Source organism: Paracoccus acridae, from assembly GCF_014642735.1.
Taxonomy (GTDB): Bacteria; Pseudomonadota; Alphaproteobacteria; order Rhodobacterales; family Rhodobacteraceae; genus Paracoccus; species Paracoccus acridae.
This window is the reverse complement of sequence record NZ_BMIV01000010.1, coordinates 78,535-95,117: the sequence shown is the minus strand read 5'-3', so window position 1 is coordinate 95,117 and position 16,583 is coordinate 78,535. Positions and strand designations below refer to the sequence as shown.

15 protein-coding genes and 2 pseudogenes are annotated in these 16,583 nt (G+C 65.7%); 9 read left to right on the top strand and 8 right to left on the bottom strand.

The window, feature by feature from the left end; translation table 11 throughout:
* The first annotated feature begins 60 nt into the window (after positions 1 to 60).
* From gspL to IEX25_RS14270, 3 genes are read left to right on the top strand one after another with little or no spacing between them, the layout of a single operon-like run.
* On the top strand, positions 61 to 1,104 hold the full coding sequence (gene gspL, locus IEX25_RS14280) for a type II secretion system protein GspL (protein WP_229665255.1): 1,044 nt from the start codon (positions 61 to 63) through the stop codon (positions 1,102 to 1,104).
* Positions 1,094 to 1,558 (top strand): type II secretion system protein M, encoded by a 465-nt coding sequence (locus IEX25_RS14275; RefSeq protein ID WP_188715802.1) that lies wholly within the window; start codon positions 1,094 to 1,096, stop codon positions 1,556 to 1,558. The genes gspL and IEX25_RS14275 overlap by 11 nt, the downstream gene beginning before the upstream one ends.
* Positions 1,558 to 3,045 carry a GspE/PulE family protein gene (locus IEX25_RS14270; RefSeq protein WP_103175116.1) on the top strand — a complete coding sequence of 496 codons (1,488 nt, stop codon included), beginning with the start codon at positions 1,558 to 1,560 and terminating at the stop codon, positions 3,043 to 3,045. The genes IEX25_RS14275 and IEX25_RS14270 overlap by 1 nt, the downstream gene beginning before the upstream one ends.
* A gap of 48 nt (positions 3,046 to 3,093) precedes the next feature.
* Here the strand turns inward: IEX25_RS14270 and IEX25_RS14265 are convergent, their stop codons facing one another.
* On the bottom strand, positions 3,094 to 4,104 hold the full coding sequence (locus tag IEX25_RS14265) for an SCO family protein (protein WP_158248095.1): 1,011 nt from the start codon (positions 4,102 to 4,104) through the stop codon (positions 3,094 to 3,096).
* A 175-nt stretch (positions 4,105 to 4,279) separates the two neighbouring features.
* Positions 4,280 to 5,008 carry a multicopper oxidase domain-containing protein gene (locus IEX25_RS14260; RefSeq protein WP_229665253.1) on the bottom strand — a complete coding sequence of 243 codons (729 nt, stop codon included), beginning with the start codon at positions 5,006 to 5,008 and terminating at the stop codon, positions 4,280 to 4,282.
* On the opposite strand from IEX25_RS14260, the gene IEX25_RS14255 reads away from it, so the two are divergent.
* Positions 4,952 to 6,331 (top strand): sensor histidine kinase, encoded by a 1,380-nt coding sequence (locus tag IEX25_RS14255; protein WP_229665252.1) that lies wholly within the window; start codon positions 4,952 to 4,954, stop codon positions 6,329 to 6,331. The genes IEX25_RS14260 and IEX25_RS14255 overlap by 57 nt on opposite strands.
* Entirely contained in the window at positions 6,328 to 6,969 is a 642-nt protein-coding gene (locus IEX25_RS14250) for a response regulator (protein WP_103174071.1), read from the top strand. Before IEX25_RS14255 ends, IEX25_RS14250 begins: the two co-directional genes overlap by 4 nt.
* A gap of 35 nt (positions 6,970 to 7,004) precedes the next feature.
* On the opposite strand, the gene IEX25_RS20320 is transcribed toward IEX25_RS14250, so the two are convergent.
* Entirely contained in the window at positions 7,005 to 7,139 is a 135-nt protein-coding gene (locus IEX25_RS20320) for a hypothetical protein (protein ID WP_256388155.1), read from the bottom strand.
* On the bottom strand, positions 7,136 to 7,558 hold the full coding sequence (locus IEX25_RS14245; RefSeq protein WP_188715796.1) for a hypothetical protein: 423 nt from the start codon (positions 7,556 to 7,558) through the stop codon (positions 7,136 to 7,138). The genes IEX25_RS20320 and IEX25_RS14245 overlap by 4 nt, the downstream gene beginning before the upstream one ends.
* Positions 7,559 to 8,319: 761 nt before the next feature.
* Between IEX25_RS14245 and chrA the strand changes: the two genes are divergently transcribed.
* Together chrA and IEX25_RS14235 are read left to right on the top strand one after the other, a co-directional pair.
* Entirely contained in the window at positions 8,320 to 9,747 is a 1,428-nt protein-coding gene (chrA, locus tag IEX25_RS14240) for a chromate efflux transporter (RefSeq protein WP_188715794.1), read from the top strand.
* Between the two features lies 1 nt (position 9,748).
* Positions 9,749 to 10,156 (top strand): annotated as a pseudogene (locus IEX25_RS14235) (amino acid ABC transporter ATP-binding protein); the annotation flags it as partial.
* 36 nt (positions 10,157 to 10,192) lie between these two features.
* On the opposite strand, the pseudogene ocd reads toward IEX25_RS14235, so the two are convergent.
* A pseudogene (gene ocd / locus IEX25_RS14230) lies at positions 10,193 to 11,250 on the bottom strand (ornithine cyclodeaminase).
* A gap of 136 nt (positions 11,251 to 11,386) precedes the next feature.
* Here ocd and IEX25_RS14225 point away from each other — a divergent pair.
* Positions 11,387 to 11,824 (top strand): Lrp/AsnC family transcriptional regulator, encoded by a 438-nt coding sequence (locus tag IEX25_RS14225; RefSeq protein WP_103174079.1) that lies wholly within the window; start codon positions 11,387 to 11,389, stop codon positions 11,822 to 11,824.
* Between the two features lie 230 nt (positions 11,825 to 12,054).
* Here the strand turns inward: IEX25_RS14225 and IEX25_RS14220 are convergent, their stop codons facing one another.
* Together IEX25_RS14220 and IEX25_RS14215 are read right to left on the bottom strand one after the other, a co-directional pair.
* A complete protein-coding gene (locus IEX25_RS14220; RefSeq protein WP_188715792.1) occupies positions 12,055 to 13,155 on the bottom strand; it encodes a ParB/RepB/Spo0J family partition protein in 1,101 nt (366 codons plus the stop codon).
* Positions 13,152 to 14,456, bottom strand: a complete 1,305-nt coding sequence (locus tag IEX25_RS14215; RefSeq protein WP_103174066.1) for an AAA family ATPase — start codon at positions 14,454 to 14,456, stop codon at positions 13,152 to 13,154. The genes IEX25_RS14220 and IEX25_RS14215 overlap by 4 nt, the downstream gene beginning before the upstream one ends.
* 450 nt (positions 14,457 to 14,906) lie before the next feature.
* On the opposite strand from IEX25_RS14215, the gene IEX25_RS14210 reads away from it, so the two are divergent.
* Positions 14,907 to 15,593, top strand: coding sequence for a hypothetical protein (locus IEX25_RS14210; RefSeq protein WP_103174065.1), 687 nt, complete (start codon positions 14,907 to 14,909; stop codon positions 15,591 to 15,593).
* Between the two features lie 7 nt (positions 15,594 to 15,600).
* Here IEX25_RS14210 and IEX25_RS14205 read toward each other — a convergent pair whose 3' ends face one another.
* Positions 15,601 to 16,455 (bottom strand): MurR/RpiR family transcriptional regulator, encoded by an 855-nt coding sequence (locus IEX25_RS14205; protein WP_229665250.1) that lies wholly within the window; start codon positions 16,453 to 16,455, stop codon positions 15,601 to 15,603.
* Positions 16,456 to 16,583: the final 128 nt, after the last annotated feature.

The window sequence follows — 16,583 nt, the reverse complement described above, 5'->3', positions numbered from 1 at the left end:
CGGGCAATGTCCCTAGCGCCCGCGTTAGCCAAGCGGGTCGATCCGCCCGGGCACGGCCCCATGGCGCTGCCCGGCGTGAATGACGGCACGGTCGGCAAGGACGCGATCACCATTCCTTGCGAACATGTCTTGCTGGCGCGGGTGAAGCTGCCGTCCGTTCCACGTCGCGATCGGCAGGCAGCCCTGCGTTCGGCCGTCGAGGATCTTCTTGCAGAGCCGCTGGACCAGGTCCATATCGCTGCGGGACCGGAACTTGGGCAGGATGAGCGTCTTGTCGCGGTTCTTCGGCACAGCGTCATGGCGGAATGGGCACTCCTTGCCGATGCAGGACATGCGCGTCTTGTCCCCGATGTTCTGGACCTGCCCGTCCCGCCCATGGGCAGCCTGCACGCGAGCGAGGCAGGCGGGCGGGTTCTGGTGCGGCTGCCCGATGGAACCGGCCTTGCGACGCGGACCGAGGTCTTTCCGACCTTCTGGCGTGCCGCGGGGATGCCGGGGATCGTGCTGTTCGGCGGCCAGTTGCCGCCAGAGCTTCAGATCGTCGCAGTGCAGGCAATGCCCGAGGACCCTCCCCCAGAGGCATTGACATTCGACCTGATGACAGACCGCTATGCCCGGAAGGGCCGGCGAAGGGTCAAGGGAATAGCCGCCGTCGCCCTGCTGGCGCTGATCGGGCATCTTGCAATCCTCGGCGCGGAAACGATCGCGCTTGAAAGGATTGCCCAGCGGCAGGCGGCCTTGGGGCGGGGCGAAGCTGCCGATTCCCCGACAGACCCGCAGACGATCCGTCCAGAGGCAGGACAGCAGCGGCAGGCAAACACGGCCCGCGAAGGACTGGCAACAGGCGGCGTTCTTCCGCTTCTGACCCAGGTCAGCGAAGCTCTGCCTGCCTTCGACGACGGAATGGTCGTCCGCACCCTGACGTTCGACGCCAGGACGGGCGAACTTGGAATGCTGGTCGAAGGACAGGATCTTGCCGCCTTGCACGATCTGGAAAGCCGACTTGGTGCCGCAGGGCTGAACATCTCCTCGGGGGCGGCAACAAGCAGCAATGGCACAGCCGAGATGCGGCTGGTCATCAGGGGGCCAATCCATGGACAATAGGCCGACATCGTTGCGGCTGCCTTTACGGGAATGGCTGAAGCTGAGCGGACGCGGGCGGATGGCAGCATGGGGCATGATCCTGGCTGTCACCGCCTTTCTGGTTCTGGACATCGCGTTGCGGCCCTTGCTTGCCGCCCGGTCCAAGGCCCTGGCCTCGATCGGAAAGCAGTCGAGATCGGCTGAACCGGCGCGTGCCTGGCACGATGACGGATCCGGGGATGTGCCGATTTCCGCCGTGGTCACCAGAACGGCCGCCGCCCGCGATCTGACGATCCGACGCATCGAAGCGGCAGATGAGGAAGTCGCACTGGCGATCGAAAAGGCGGACTTCAACGACATCGTCCGATGGATCGCCGAGCTTGAGATCGAACAAGGTCTGCGTGTCGTTGCCATGGATATGGATCGAACCACGGATCCAGGGATCGTGAATGCCACCATGACGGTGCGCCGGTGATGCCGGGAGTCCAGCCGGACAAGGTCCCCCTGCTGCCCTATGTCTTCGCACGGCGTCATGGTGTCCTGTTGCAAAACATCGAGGGTCGGACGACATGTCTGCACCGCTTCGATACGCCCCTCTTGGCCTTGGCCGAGGTGCAACGCGTCGCGGGATCCGCCATCGAGTATGAGGGTTTGCCCAACGCCCTTTTCTCCGAACGCCTTTCGCATCTTTACCGTGACGATGCGGTTTTGGCGTCTGCTGCGGCGGGGGATGCGGCGGGGGAGGGGGGCGGGCTTGGCTCTCTTGCGGACACGGCGGCGGTGGTGGACGATCTTCTGGACCGCTCGGGCGATGCGCCGGTGGTGCGGCTGATCAACGCGCTGCTGCTCGAGGCGATCCGCGAGCGCGCCTCCGACATCCATATCGAGACCGAGGAAAAGCGCCTGGTGGTGCGGCTGCGCGTGGACGGCATCCTGCGCCCGGTGCTGGAGCCCAAGCGCGCGCTGGCCCCCCTGCTGGTCAGCCGCATCAAGGTGATGGCGCGGCTCGACATCGCCGAAAAGCGCCAGCCCCAGGACGGCCGGGTGTCGCTGCGCGTGGGCCCCCACGAGATCGACGTGCGGGTGTCCACCATCCCCTCGCAGTTCGGCGAGCGCGTGGTCTTGCGGCTGCTGGACCGCGACCAGGCCCGGCTGGGGCTGGACCGGCTGGGCATGAGCGCGCGCGACGCCGAGGTCTTCGCCCGCCTGCTGGCGCGCCCCAGCGGCATGGTGCTGGTGACGGGGCCGACCGGGTCGGGCAAGACCACCACGCTTTACGCAGCCCTTGATCGGCTCAACGACCGGACGCGCAACATCATGACGGTCGAGGACCCGATCGAGTATTCGCTGGACGGCATCGGCCAGGTGCAGGTCAACCCGCAGGCCGAGCTGGGCTTTGCGCGCGGGCTGCGCGCCATCCTGCGCCAGGATCCCGACGTGATCATGGTGGGCGAGATCCGCGACCGCGACACCGCCCAGATCGCGGCCGAGGCGGCGATGACGGGCCATCTGGTGCTGTCCACGCTGCACACCACCACCGCCATCGGCGCGGTGTCGCGGCTGATCGACCTGGGGGTGGAACGGTTCCTGCTGGCGCCCATGCTGGTGGGGCTGGTGGCCCAGCGGCTGGTGCGCAGGCTGTGCCCGCATTGCCGCCGCCCCGACGCGGCCGGCCCGGCCGAGGCCGCCCTGCTCGAGGGCCTGGCCGTGGGCGAGCGGGTGTTTCGCGCCACGGGCTGCCCGGCCTGCCAGGGCCAGGGCTATGCGGGCCGCTTAGGCCTTTACGAGGTGATCGCCGTCAGCCGCGATCTCGAGGCGCTGATCCACGGCGGCGCCGCCGAGGCCGAGTTGACCCGCGCCGCCCGCCGCCACAGCCCCGGCCTTCTGGCCGACGGCCTGCGCAACATCCGAGACGCAAACACAACCGTCCAAGACGTCGCTCGCGTCTTCCAGGAGGAATGAGGCGACAAGGGCACCCCTGACCCCTTAGCCGAAGAATACTGCTCGGAATCAGTGGGAATGGTCGTGCTGATGCCCATCCGCATGGGTGTGACCGGACTGTCCGTGACCGGAGTGGTCGGCATGGTCATGACCCGCCGCCTCGGCGACCTCTTGCGGCTGGCCCAGCAGCTCCGTCTGCACCGCCAGGTAATGGATCAGATCCTCGACGTCGGTGTCGTTGAGCTGCAGGTTCGGCATGCGCACGGCCGGAAAGGCCTTGTCGAGTTCCACTGCCACCGGGTCCTTCCGGGCAAGCATCCGGTTGGGGACCTTCAGATAGGCTTTCAGCCATTCCCGGTCCCGGCGCAATGTCACGCCGGACAGGTCGGGTCCGACGCGGATGCCTTCGCCCACGGTGTGACATGCCGCGCAGGCGCTGAGAAACAGCCCCTCTCCGGGCGTGTCCTTGATGACCAGTTGCCCTGGGGTGATGGTCTCCAGGGAGGCGATGGCGGGTGGGAGCGTCCAGGCAGGGTCCAGCGACAGGATTTCCTCGGTCAGGACGACAAGGCTGCCCATCAGCGACGCGCGGCGCCATTCCCCTGTCGCGGCATTGCCGATGACCATGTCCGAACGATGCTGGGCCAGGCTTTCGCTGCGCTCTCCCATCTTGAAGCGGACGATGTCCACGTTCTCGGGACTGCCTGTCAGGAACATCCACCCGTCGGGCGCATCGAACGCATCTGCATAATCCCTGAGCCGCTGCGGCGTATCGGTTCCGGGATCGAGCGAGATCGAGTAGACGAAGATGTCCTTGCCGATCCGTTCGCCCAGCCAATCGACGACCTGGGCCATTCGCGCCGTCGACAACCCGCAGATGTCCGGGCAATCGGTATAAACGAAGTTCACGACCACGATCTTGTCGCGCAGAAGGTCGTCCCAGAAACGAAGCGTCACCCCATCCTGGTTCACCAGTTCGACATTCGGGAAGTAGGACCCGTCCCATTCCGCCTTGGCAGGGCCGATCGCTGTCACCGACAAGGTCGCGGCGCAGGCCAAGGCAAGCAGATGGCGGCGCATCCGTGTGATACGGCCCCAAACGGATCGGCATGTTTCTGACATGATCTGCCCTTTCAAGCGGCCAGCGACGCAAAACCGTCCCGGCTGTTGTCCACCATCAGGAAGGTTCCGGACCACCGCCCGTGCGGGTGGCGGTCCGGCTGTCTTGCCCGCGCGTGGGGACACGCGCCCGGTCCTAGATCCGGCCGCTTGGGAACGGGCGGAAGGATCGAGAGAAGGGGTTCCCTTCCGGCAGGATTTCCGGCGTCACATAAGTGACCCCGTTCGGGGACGGGTTCGGCGTCGGGATGACCGACCGATGGGTCTGGGAAACCTTGTCGTTCTTCTGGTCGGTCAGGATGTCATAGCGCATCACCATGGCCCAGTCCTCGTGGACGGTATTGTGGCAATGCGTCACATAGGCGCCGCCGAACTCGCCGAAGCGCACCTGGATCTTGAGCTTGCCGTTCACCCCAAGCCGCCAGACATCCTTGCGCGAGTTATGTTCCAGCGCGGTCAGGGCCTTGCTGCCCCGGCTGATGGTCCGGCCCTCCTCGAAATGCAGGTGCATCGGGTGATCCCAGCCGCCGCCGCCATTGATGATGGTCCAATGCTCCACCTCTCCGGGTCGGGGGATCAGCATCGAAATCCGGTTGGCGTTCAGGAAATGGTTCGATTCGCCGTTGATCCGAAGCGTATAGCCGAAACGCTCCTTTTCGCCGCAACTGGGGAAGCACTCGCCCGTCAGCTTGTCGAGTTCGCCGTCTGCGCCCTTGAATTCGATAACACGTTCGCGCACCGGCTGCTGGATCGGGATGACATCCGTCAGTTTCGCCGGAACGACGCTGCGATCGATGTCCGTGGCCCGATGGATCTTGCCCGGTGCATCCACGCTTTCGACCTGGCCCACGACGCGGAACTGCATCACGTCCCCGATGGCCGGGTCCCGGGACTTGCCTGCCAGCGTATCGGCAAGGCTCAGCTGCCCCGCCTGATCGTCCAGCAGATCCAGCGCGTCGTCGTCCGCAACACGGCGACCGCCGCAGCCTTCTACATGGAAAGCTTCCTGCATCCGCTGGTCGAAGGCTATATCGGCGACGAGGCTCCCTCTCCGGCCATCCGGCGCGCGTTGCAAGAGGTGCTGCCCGCAACCTCGATGGGCGACCGCATCCTGTCCTACAAGATCTGGCGCCCCGGAGGACTGGTCATCGAAGCCTCGGACGCGGACCTGATCGGAAAGACCTTCCCGCCCTCGGACGAGTTGCGCCAGGCCTGGGCCGGACAGGTCGCCGCGACATTCGAGGACGATGCCGAGGAGGAGGACGAAGCGGAACACGCGCTCGGGCTGCCGCTTCTGGAGATCTACAGCCCGATCCGCGCCGACTGGACCGGCGAGATCATCGCCGTGGCCGAGGTCTATGTCGCCGATCCCGCGTTGAAGGCCGACCTTGTCGCCGCGCGCAACAAGGCGCTGCTTTGGGTCGGCGGGGCGGGGCTGGCGCTTGGCTTGCTGCTTTACGCCATCGTCTATGGAGGCAGCCGGACCATCGAGGCGCAGCGCCGCGATCTCGACCGTCAGTTGGCAAACCTGCACAGGCTGTCCTCGCATAACGGGGCATTGCGCCGACGCGTGCAGGAAGCCGCGGCCCGCGCGGCGATCACGGCCGAACAGGGCTTGCGCCGCATCGGGGCGGATCTTCATGACGGCCCGGCCCAGTATCTGGCCTATGCCAGCCTGCGGGTGGATGCCCTTGGCCGTGCGATCGGGCCAGCGGCGCCGGAACTGGACGAGTTGCGCGATGCCCTGGCGCAAGCCATGTCGGAAATCCGGTCCATCTCGCGCGGGCTGGTGCTGCCCGACATCGCCGACATGTCGGCCCGGCAGATCGTCGAATTGGCGGTCGCGGCGCACCAGGCCCGCCATGGTCAGGTCGTGGTTCTGATGGTCGACCTGGACGGCACGGTGATCATGACCCCGGCATTGCAGGTCTGCCTGTTCCGCTTCACCCAGGAAGGCCTGAACAACGCCGCCCGCCATGCTCCCGGCGCGGAACTGGGGGTGGTTCTGTCCCGAAGCGGGTCGAACCTGCGGCTGGTCGTGCAGGACCGGGGTCCGGGACCGACCCCCGACAGTGTCCCGGGCCTGGGGCTCAGCGGACTTCGCGACCGGGTCGAGGCCCTGGGCGGACATTTCGGCCTTGAGCGCAAGAATGGAAGGACCGAACTGTGGATGGAGGTGGAGACATGACAAGGCACCGCGTTCTGGTCGCCGACGACCACCCGCTGTTTCGCGAAGGCGTTGCACGGACCCTGGCGGAAAGCACCTTGTTCGAGGTGGCGGGCACGGCCGCCTCCGGCGCCGAAGCGGTCGAGCAGGCGTCGCGCCTGGCACCGGACCTGGTTCTTCTGGACCTGTCGATGCCGCAGGGCGGATTGTGGGCCCTGGAACGGATCGCGCGGCTTGAACCCGCGCCGGTGGCCGTCATGCTGACCGTTTCGGAAGACAGCGAGGCCGTCTTTGCCGCCCTTGAAGGCGGGGCCCGGGGCTATCTTCTCAAGGGGATCGGCGGGACCGAACTTGTCGCCATCCTCCAACGCCTGATGGAGGGCGAAAGCCATGTGGCCCCCGCCCTGGCGGCGCGGATGCTGACCCGGATGCACAAGCCGCAAGACGCCCCGCCCGATCCGCTTTCAACCCTGACCGCGCGCGAGGAGGAGATCCTGCGCCTTGTCTCGGCAGGCCTGTCGAACAAGGAAGTCGCGCGCCGGCTGGATCTGCAGGAACGCACCATCAAGCATCACATGACCCAGATCCTGCAAAAGCTGCACCTGCGCAACCGGACCGAAGCCGCGATCCTCGCACAGCGCAGATGGGGCGACGGCTAACGCCATCGCCCCTCGATCCGTCGTTCGCGCGCTGCTCAGCGGGCGATGGCACCAAGGCGGTTGTAGTCCTGCCGGGTGGCGGGACGCTCGACCACCGTACGGTTCTGCGCATCCTTCAGTTCGTAGCGGCCGTTCTCCACCTCCTCGCGCCAGCCGTCGGAATAGGTCACCTCGATCCCGCGGTCCGAGCGTTCATAGCGCGTAGGGGTTGCATCCGGGGGGCTGCCGACCGATCCGCCACGACCTGCGGACCGGCCGCCACGATCGTCCTTCCCGCGGTCGTCCCCGCCGCGTCCACGCCCGCCGCGGTCATCGCCGGGGCCGTCATCACTGCCCCGGCCGCGTCCGCCGTGGTCATCCCCGGCGCGGTCATCGCCGCCACGTCCACGGCCGCCATTGTCATCGCCGCCACGTCCGTGGCCGCCGCCATGACCGCCGCCATGACCACCCCCGTGACCCGCGCCGTCATCGCCTCCGCGTCCGCCGCCATCGTCGCCGCCTCGGCCGCCGCCCCCTCCGTTATCGCCGCCGCCCCGGCCGCCGCCGCCATCATGGCCGCCGCCGTCGTCGCCGCCCCGAGCCTGGGCAAAGGCAAAGGACAGCGTTGGTCCCTTTCCGGGCGCAAAGTCGATCGTGACAGGCGCGGCAATCGCCGCCCCGGCCAACAGCAGCACCATCAGTCGCGATCTTGCCGAATGGCGCAGGAATGATGTTTGCAGTCGCATGAACGTGTTTCCTTCCTTGACCGGCCCCATGGCCGCTGATCACCCCTGCATTAAAGCACCGCGCGAGCCGCTGCGGATCGAACCAAGGTCCAGTCGATGCGGCGCAAAGGTTCGGCAAGGCCGCTGCCGGATGGACAGTTGCGGTGTCGCAGGCCTCGGCCTCTGCCATCCGATCGCTGCGACAAGGCCGCGTTCGGGGCGCCTGTCTGGACAGGCACGATCGACTTTGCGCCATCAAGGCGATGATGGACCGCGCTGCTGCCGCGGATCGCCTTGATTGACGCCCTGAACGGGCGTTGTTGCGGAACCTTCAAAACGTCACCGTGAAGGTCATCCAACGCCGGGGGCGTGTTTCCTCAGCCATGCCGCAGGCTGTGCAGCCTTGACGCGATGCCAGAGGATTCGGTCCTTCTGCGGCATCTGGACCGGCCGGACGGCATGGTGCAGGGTGCCGATACCACCCGCCCGGATTTGTCGCCGCATCCTTGGGCCTGTCGCGCATCCATGCCGACGACCTGAAACGACCGAAGGGCGGGATTCTGATCGGTGGCGCCCTGTGTCGCCGGGCACCGGACGCCACGAACGAGACCCGAAACTGGCCCAGTGCCGAGGCAGGAGCCGCGCCATGACCCATCCAGGAACACCGCCGGAAAAGGGCCAAGGGGACGACCCCACCGGCACTACCTTGCATCCCCCCCATCCTTCGCTGGCCGAGGCGACCCGAACCTGGGCACGCATCGCGCTTCTGTCCTTTGGCGGCCCGGCTGGCCAGATCGCCGTCATGCACCGGATCCTGGTCGAGGAAAAGCGGTGGATCGGCGACGGCCGCTTCCTGCATGCGCTCAACTTCTGCATGCTTCTGCCCGGACCCGAGGCGCAGCAGCTTGCCACCTATGTCGGCTGGCTGCTGCACGGCACGCGTGGTGGCCTGATCGCGGGGTTGCTGTTCGTCCTGCCCGGCGTGGTGGCGATCATGGCCCTCAGCTGGCTTTATGTCCTTTACGGGGATGTCGGCCCGGTCGAGGCGCTGTTCTTCGGCCTCAAGGCCGCCATCCTGGCCATCGTGCTGCAAGCCGTGGACCGCATCGGCCGGCGGGCCTTGAAGAACAACGCCATGCGCCTGCTGGCGGTGCTGTCCTTCGTGGCGATCTTCGCCTTTGACGCGCCCTTTCCGCTGATCGTGCTGACGGCCGCCTTGATCGGCTATCTTGGCGCGCGCGGCGGCCTGCGCGCCTTCTCCCCAGGCGGAGGGCACGGAGCCGTCGGCGGCACCCATGTCGATGATGCCGATACGCTTCTGGGCGAGGAAATGGCCGAGATGCCCCCCGCAGCACGGCGCGGCGCGATCCGGGCGGGCGGTGCGGCGCTGATCCTGTGGCTGGTCCCCGTCGTCCTGCTGGTCCTGGCATTGGGGAACGGGAATGTCTTTGCCGAGATCGCCGTTTTCTTCTCGAAGATGGCGGTCGTGACCTTCGGGGGGGCCTATGCGGTCCTGGCCTATGTCGCGCAGGAGGCGGTGGGAACCTATGGCTGGCTCCGCCCCGGAGAGATGCTGGACGGCCTCGGCATGGCCGAGACGACGCCCGGACCCTTGATCATGGTGTTGCAGTTCGTGGGCTTCCTTGGGGCGTTCCGCGGCGCGGGCTGGGACAATGCGCTTCTGGCGGGCACGCTGGGGGGTCTGCTGACCACCTGGGTCACCTTCGCCCCCTGCTTTGCCTTCATCTTCCTGGGCGCCCCCTACATGGAGCGGTTGCGGTCCAACCGGGCCTTGTCCGCCGCCCTTACCGCCGTCACCGCTTCGGTCGTAGGCGTGATCCTGAACCTGGCGATCTGGTTCGCGGTCCATGTCATCTGGCGCGAGGTGCAGCGGATCGAGGCAGGGCCCCTGTCCCTGGAACTGCCGGTTCCGGGCAGCATCGATTGGCTGGCGGCGCTGCTGTCCGTGCTTGCCCTGATCGCCGTGTTCCGGCTGAAGCTGGGAATGGCGACGGTGCTGGTGGGGGCGGCGGGGCTCGGCCTTGCTCTTTATGGTGCAGGCATGATCGCCTAAGCACAGCCTGAGCCGTGCCGAGGCAGGCGAGCGGGCCGACCATTATCTGTCCCGCGTGGGCGTGGCGCACCGGAAGGACGCCTATCCCGGCTTCCTGTCCGGCGGAGAGCAGCAGCGCGTCGCCATCGCCCGCGCCCTCGCGATGGAGCCGGATCTGATGCTGTTCGACGAACCGGCCAGTGCGCTTGACCCCGAGCTGGTGGGCGAGGTGCTCGTCATGCGCAGCCTGGCCGAGGAAGGCCGCACCATGATCGTCGTCACGCATGAGATGAACTTCGCCCGCGATGTCGCCCACCGGGTGGTCTTCCTGGACCAGGGCGTCATCGCCGAACAGGGTTGCCCGCGCGAGGTGTTGCGCAACCCCCGGACCGAACGCCTGCGGGGGTTTCTGGCCGCGCAGGCTGCGTGACCGGAAGGGCCGCCCCGACCAGGGGCGGCGCCGGCATCAGGCGGCCTGCGCGCCCTCGGCCCGGCAGATCATGCCGAACAGATCGCGGGGATCGTCGGGATCGGCGATCATGTCCAGGTCCTGGAAGAACCCCGTCCCGCGCAGGCGGCGGTGGATATGGCGCAGGGCGCTGAAATCCTCGATCGCGAAGCCCACGCTGTCGAACAGCGTCACCTGCGCCGCGTCGGTCCGGCCGGGCGCCTCGCCCGCAATGACCTGCCACAATTCGGTCACGGGATGATCGGGGCCGAGTTGCTGGATTTCGCCCTCGATCCGGGTCTGGGGCGGGTATTCGACGAAGATCTCGGCGCGATGCAGGATGGCCGGGGCCAGTTCGGTCTTGCCGGGACAGTCGCCCCCGACCGCGTTGATATGCACCCCGCCGCCGACCATGTTGTCGGTCAGGATCGTCGCGTATTGCTTGTCGGCGGTGCAGGTCGTGATGATCCGCGCCCCAAGGATCGCGTCCTCGGCGCTGTTGCAGGACACCACCCTCAGCCCCCTGCCCGCCAGGTTCGCCGCGCATTTGCGCGTCGCGGCAGGGTCGATGTCGTAAAGCCGCACCTCCTCGATGCCGCAGACGGCCTTCATCGCCAGGGCCTGGAATTCGGCCTGTGCGCCATTGCCGATCATCGCCATGACGCGGGCGTCGCGCGGGGCAAGCCATTTCGCGGCCATCGCGCTTGTCGCCGCGGTTCGCAGCGCGGTCAGGATCGTCATTTCGGACATCATCACCGGATAGCCGGTGGCAACATCGGCCAGAACGCCGAAGGCCGTGACGGTCTGCAGGCCCCGGCGCATGTTGCCCGGATGGCCGTTCACGTATTTGAAGCCGTATTGCTGACCATCCGAAGTGGGCATCAACTCGATCACGCCGATATCGGAATGGCTGGCGATGCGAGGGGTCTTGTCGAATTCCGGCCAGCGGCGGAAGTCGGCCTCGATGGCATCGGCCAGTTCGACCATCAGGCGTTCTACCCCTACATGAAGACAAGCCGCATCATGTTGTCAACGCTGACAAAAGGAACAAGAGCCTGGCGGGAAGGCGGGTTCATGCGGGTCTCCTTTTACACATGAACAGGTCGGGCGGCCGTTTTTGGCAGGATGCTGGACGAAACGGTCCAGCCACAACTGGACAATCTGTTGGTTCGGCATTAAAACTGGTCAAATCGGGCAGAGGGACTTTCCAAAGTGGACGATCTTGATCAGCGGTTGATCGCGGCCCTGCGTCGGGACGGCCGGGCTTCAGTCCAGCATCTTGCGGATCGCCTAGGGGTCAGCCGCGCCACGGTGCGGATGCGGATGGCCCGTCTGCAGGCGCGTGGCGAAATCCTCGGCTATACCGCCATTACGCGCGGCGACGTGTCGGACGCCCCCGTGCGCGGTCTGGTGCTGATCGGGATCGAGGGGCGGGGCGGCGACCGCATCATGGCACGCCTGTCGGGCATGGCACAGGTCTCGGCCGTGCATTCGACCAACGGCAAGTGGGACCTGATCGTCGAAATCTCGGCCGCTTCCCTTGCGGAACTGGACGAGGTGCTGCGCCAGATCCGCAACCAGGATGGCGTCGTCACATCGGAAACGAACCTCTTGCTGTCGTCACGCCGCACTGCAGCGCGTTGGACCTGACCGGAGGAATGCTGCCACCGCACCTGCGAAGGTCCCATCGGGACCTTGCTAGTACGAGGCTTGACATGCAAACTAGGCCCCCTGCCCTGCCTTGCTCAACGCATACGCCGTCGTCACCGGTGCTGTTCAACGTGAACACACTGATCCGCATTATAGCCGGTTGACGCGGATAAATTGAGACGGGCGTTGAGTGATGACGATCAGCGCAAGCCTCGAAGATGGCACCTGCCCTAGCCGATCTGATCCAACAGCGCCACAACCGCCGCCTCCAATCTGCGCCGGTCGATGGCTGAAAAATCACGCGGCAAGCGGATTTCCAGACAGCCGTTGGCAGCGATGCATTTCGCGTTGCCCTGCGGCCTCGGGATCTGGAAAGTGGTCTTAGCGCGGCCGGCGGGCGTCGCCGGACCGGACGCCTTGACAGGCGGCGCGTCTTCGGATGCGTCGGGCCCCTGCCCCGCGAAACGGCGCAGGACGTCCAGTTCATCCTTCACCGAACGGGTGTCCCAGTCCTTCAACTCGGCGGCGATGGCGGCGGCAAGACCCGGTATCTCGGCCAGGCGCTGCGCTAGGGCCAGACCCAATGCACGCGGGATCTCCTGAGGATAGAGCAGCACCTCTCCCAAAGCCTGGACCAAGGGGATGAAGTTTCGGATATAGCTGCGCTTCTGATATCCCGCCGACTTGAACAGGATTGCGACGGCGCGATCGGGATCATGTTCGGCCGTATGCGGGTCCATCGCGTAATGCAAGGCAAGCTGCGCCATTTCCGCAAACGAAATATCCTTGCGGACCATGTTCTCATCGACCATGCGGCGGTAAAGTTGTTCAAGGGCATCGCCTCGCGCCGCGATGCCGGCAGGAATGCGGCCCCAGGTTTCCGCATCGCCGGTTTCCTTCAGCAGCTGGCGATAGGCCGACAGGCGGCGCCATCCCTGGATCAGCTCAAAGCGCCCTTCCCTGCCCGGCTCAACCCGGATCGGATTGGACAGACCGATGTCTCGGATGGATTGCACCAGTTCTGCCAGTTCGAAGTCGGCCGCGGGCGCCCGGTCGCGGATCAGCTTGTGCGTGTCGATCGCATCCAGCGGGATCAGATCGACGATCAGCCCTGCCCGCTTCAACCTGACATGTTCCTGTGCCAAGGCATCGTTTTCGGCGCGGATTTCTGCTTCCAGGCGGGCGCGATCCCTCGTGGATTCGACGGTTTCGGCGATGGCCGTGGCCATGGGTCCGCGACGCTGCGGCTTGTCATCCTCCTTCCCCGCCGGGAAGGTTTCGGGCTCCTCGACAGGAACCTCGATATCGAACATGCGACGCTTGCGGCTCATGCCTTGTCCTCCAGCTTGGCCCAGGCCGCCAAGACATGCGACCGAAATTCCTCATATGCCTGGTCGAATGTGGCTCGGGCCCGCCGCCAGGTTCCCCGCGTCATCTCGCGATAGTCGATTTCATAGACCGAGCTCAAAAAACGCCCTGATTGCTCCACCGCGCGGGTCAATTCGATCGGATGTTGCGCCATGCGTTCGCCGAAGACCTGGCGAAAAGCGCCCAGCATAGCCTGATGCAGTTCATTGGCCGGTTCGAACCGAGTCATCAGGAAACGAATGTCCGCGAATGCCTTGGGCAAGGCGATCTTCCCCGTGGGGAAGTTTTCGAAGCCATGGGACAGATCCTCAAGCGCCTCGGCCAACTGGCCGATGAAGCTGGTGGTGGAATCGTATTCCCAGTAGCCGGGACCCGAGGGAATATAGAGCATGTCCGCCGCAAAGACGGCATTCATCGACTGATAGCCGATGGCAGGCGGGCAGTCGAACAAGATCAGGTCATAGGCGTCGTCCGGCAAGGCATCCAGGAACCGCGACACCGCGCCGAAGAAGGTCCATTCCGGGTTCAGGTGCCGATATTGGGCACTGGCAAATTCCACGAACGCCGCATTGGCGCAGCTTGGAACGATGTCGATGGTGGGCCAGGCGGTCTGCTTGATGAAATCACCGGGCCGCAACGACCCGAGACCCATGTCGCGGATCGAGGCCGGCAGCTTTCGCTGGGGCAGGGCCGTTCCCGATTCCGCACCGGCTGCGGCGGCGTTCATGCGGTCGGTCTCGCGTTCCAGATCGCGGGCCATGATGCCCCAGACGGTGTGATCCTCGCCCACGTCGTTCAGGCCCATGGAATGGGACAGCGTGGCCTGCGGATCAAAATCGACCACAAGGACGCGATAGCCATCCAGGGCCGCGGCATGGGCGAAGTGCAGCGCGACCGTGGACTTGCCCGCGCCGCCCTTGAAGTTCGCGATGGCTGCACGGAAGGCGCGCCGGTTGGCGGGGCGTGGCGGCATCAGGGATTTCTTGTTGACCCGTACACGCCGACGCAGTTCGTTGATCTCGTCCAGAGAGAACCACCGCTGGCGGCCGTCCTCCTCGACTTCCCCGAGGGGAAGGTTCGGATCAGCGGCCAGCTTGCCGCGGAAGGTGGACTGGTTCATGCGGAAGATCAGCTCGGCCACCTCCCAACTGGAGAAGCGACGAAGGGTCTTCTCATTGTCCGGGCTGAAGGTCTGCCGCCGAATCCAGCCCTGCATCTTCAGAGACTGGGCCTGCAAACGGGCGAGGTCTTGGTGTGTATACATCATGGGCCTTGTTTCGGTGGACGCAAATCATTGTCATCCCCGCTTTTACGCCGAATTTGCCACCTTGGCAAAAGGGATGTTTAGTCGATGCAAGAAGACGCCCATCTTCAAGGCAGACAGGACGAATCATGTCTGGCAGTCAATGACAGTTCGCCAAGTCATGACACGACAGATTGGGTGACGTGCCGCGTACAGCCACAACAAATAAGGGGACATTCCCTTCGGAATAGGGGACATCCAGCGCGGCCCCCTATACCAAAGATACCGTTTTTCGAGGGAAAGCAGCCCGGCCTATGAACCATCAAGACCGAATCTCTTGACAGAATCGGGAAGCAGGACGCAAATAGCGATGCGACGGTGAAAAGCGTTTGAGAGACGTCCCGGAAAGCAGGGGAACATCGTTGACGGGGCAGTTTCGGACGGACGGCGCGGCAAGAGGCGGGCAAGGGTATGGATCGGGTGCGGGCGGTCGGCCGAGAGGCGGCGGCAAAGAAGTACGACATCCTGTCGGCCATGGTGGCCCATGCTTTGGCGGGCGATCCGCAGGCACAGCGGCTGGTCCTCCGGCTGATGGCGCTGATTACGACCCGCTATAACTGGCAGGGGAACGAGTTGTCCATCGGTCAGCGCGAGATCGCGCGGCTGTGGTGCGTCGACGAACGGACCGTCAAGCGGGACATGGCGCGGCTGCGGACCATGGGCTGGATCACCGTCAAGCGTCAGGGCGCGCGGGGCAGGGTGTCGGTGCTGGGCCTGGATCTGGACCGGATCCTGCTGGACACGCGGCCGGCTTGGTCCAACATCGGTCCCGATTACGTCTCGCGGATGGGCGGCGCGGAGGCGGGCGAGGGCGGGGAACCCGACCGGACGGTGGTGCCCTTCCGCCGACCCGATATCGCCCCCGCAGAAGGGTTGTGGGGCGCGGCACGCCTGCGCCTTGCGGCCGAGGACAGGCCGCTGTTCGACGCCTGGTTCGCGGGCCTTTCCGATGGTGGGACGCAAAACGGCTGCCTGACCCTGATCGCGCCCAGCCGATTCCATGCCACCTATCTGCGGACCCATCTGATCGACCGTCTGCGGATTGCCGTCGGTCGCTGCGATGGTCGCGTGCGGGAGGTTCGGATCGAAGTGGCCTAGGACCCCCTCATCGCCCCAGCTTGGGCGCGCGGAAGATGCGGGTCCTGGCAAAGACGTCCTCGAGCCGGTTCAGGCGGTCCTGCACCTGATCGGCGCAATGGCCCTGGACGCGGCCAAGCAGCGCCTCGACCAGCAGCAGGATCGCGACGGTCGAATCCCAGGCCGCAGGCATGTCGATCCGGCAGGGCAGGGTGTGGTGGGCGTGCCCTGCCGCGGGGGACAGCCAGTGATCGGTCACAAGGATGACCCGCGCGCCCAGGCCCGCCGCCAGTTCGGCCATGTGCACGGCGTTGGATTCGTAACGGCGGATGTCGAAGATCACCACCACGTCGCCCGCCCGCAAATCCAGCAGCGCCTGCTGCCAGTCGGTCAGGTGGTCCGAGACATAGGTGACCCCCGGACGGATCACGCGCAGCAGGGTCGCCATGTAATCGGCATGGGCATGGGTCAGCCGCCCGCCCATCACCGCGACATGGCGGCAAGAATCGGCCAGAAGCGCCGCCGCTGCATCGAATTCCCCCGTCGCAATCTGGTCCAGGGTGGCATGGATGTTCGCGATCGCCTGTGCGGCGAAGGATTGCATAGGGTGGCGGCGGCGCTCCATCTCCGGCAGGTCCAGGGGCGCGGCCAGCAGGCGCCCCACCTCCGCCCGCAGGGCGGCCTGGTATTCGGCATAGCCCTTAAAGCCTAGCTTCTGCACCAGCCGCACGATGGTCGGCGCCGAGACCTCGGCCGCGCTTGCCAGCATGGTGATCGACCCCAGGGCCGACATCGGGAAATGCGACAGGATATGGGTCGCCGCCTGCCGTTCGGCGCGGGTCAGCGACGCAAGGCTGGCGCGCATCCGCTGTTCGATGGTCACGACGCCCCTCCTCGTTCTGGAATGATCCTATCAGAAGCAAACGAAAAGAAAAATTCTTGACAGAATGCAAGGACCGGGAGGACGCTGAACCAAAAACAGGGAGAAGAATCGTGGCCTTGCCACCATTT

Excerpts from the sequence above, each read along its gene's own strand:
- gspL (WP_229665255.1), top strand. The coding sequence starts at position 61 with ATGGCGCTGCCCGGCGTGAATGACGGCACGGTCGGCAAGGACGCGATC.
- IEX25_RS14275 (WP_188715802.1), top strand. The coding sequence starts at position 1,094 with ATGGACAATAGGCCGACATCGTTGCGGCTGCCTTTACGGGAATGGCTG.
- IEX25_RS14270 (WP_103175116.1), top strand. The coding sequence starts at position 1,558 with ATGCCGGGAGTCCAGCCGGACAAGGTCCCCCTGCTGCCCTATGTCTTC.
- IEX25_RS14265 (WP_158248095.1), bottom strand. The coding sequence starts at position 4,104 with ATGCGCCGCCATCTGCTTGCCTTGGCCTGCGCCGCGACCTTGTCGGTG.
- IEX25_RS14255 (WP_229665252.1), top strand. The coding sequence starts at position 4,952 with ATGGATCTTGCCCGGTGCATCCACGCTTTCGACCTGGCCCACGACGCG.
- IEX25_RS14260 (WP_229665253.1), bottom strand. The coding sequence starts at position 5,008 with ATGCAGTTCCGCGTCGTGGGCCAGGTCGAAAGCGTGGATGCACCGGGC.
- IEX25_RS14250 (WP_103174071.1), top strand. The coding sequence starts at position 6,328 with ATGACAAGGCACCGCGTTCTGGTCGCCGACGACCACCCGCTGTTTCGC.
- chrA (WP_188715794.1), top strand. The coding sequence starts at position 8,320 with ATGACCCATCCAGGAACACCGCCGGAAAAGGGCCAAGGGGACGACCCC.
- IEX25_RS14220 (WP_188715792.1), bottom strand. The coding sequence starts at position 13,155 with ATGAGCCGCAAGCGTCGCATGTTCGATATCGAGGTTCCTGTCGAGGAG.
- IEX25_RS14215 (WP_103174066.1), bottom strand. The coding sequence starts at position 14,456 with ATGTATACACACCAAGACCTCGCCCGTTTGCAGGCCCAGTCTCTGAAG.
- IEX25_RS14210 (WP_103174065.1), top strand. The coding sequence starts at position 14,907 with ATGGATCGGGTGCGGGCGGTCGGCCGAGAGGCGGCGGCAAAGAAGTAC.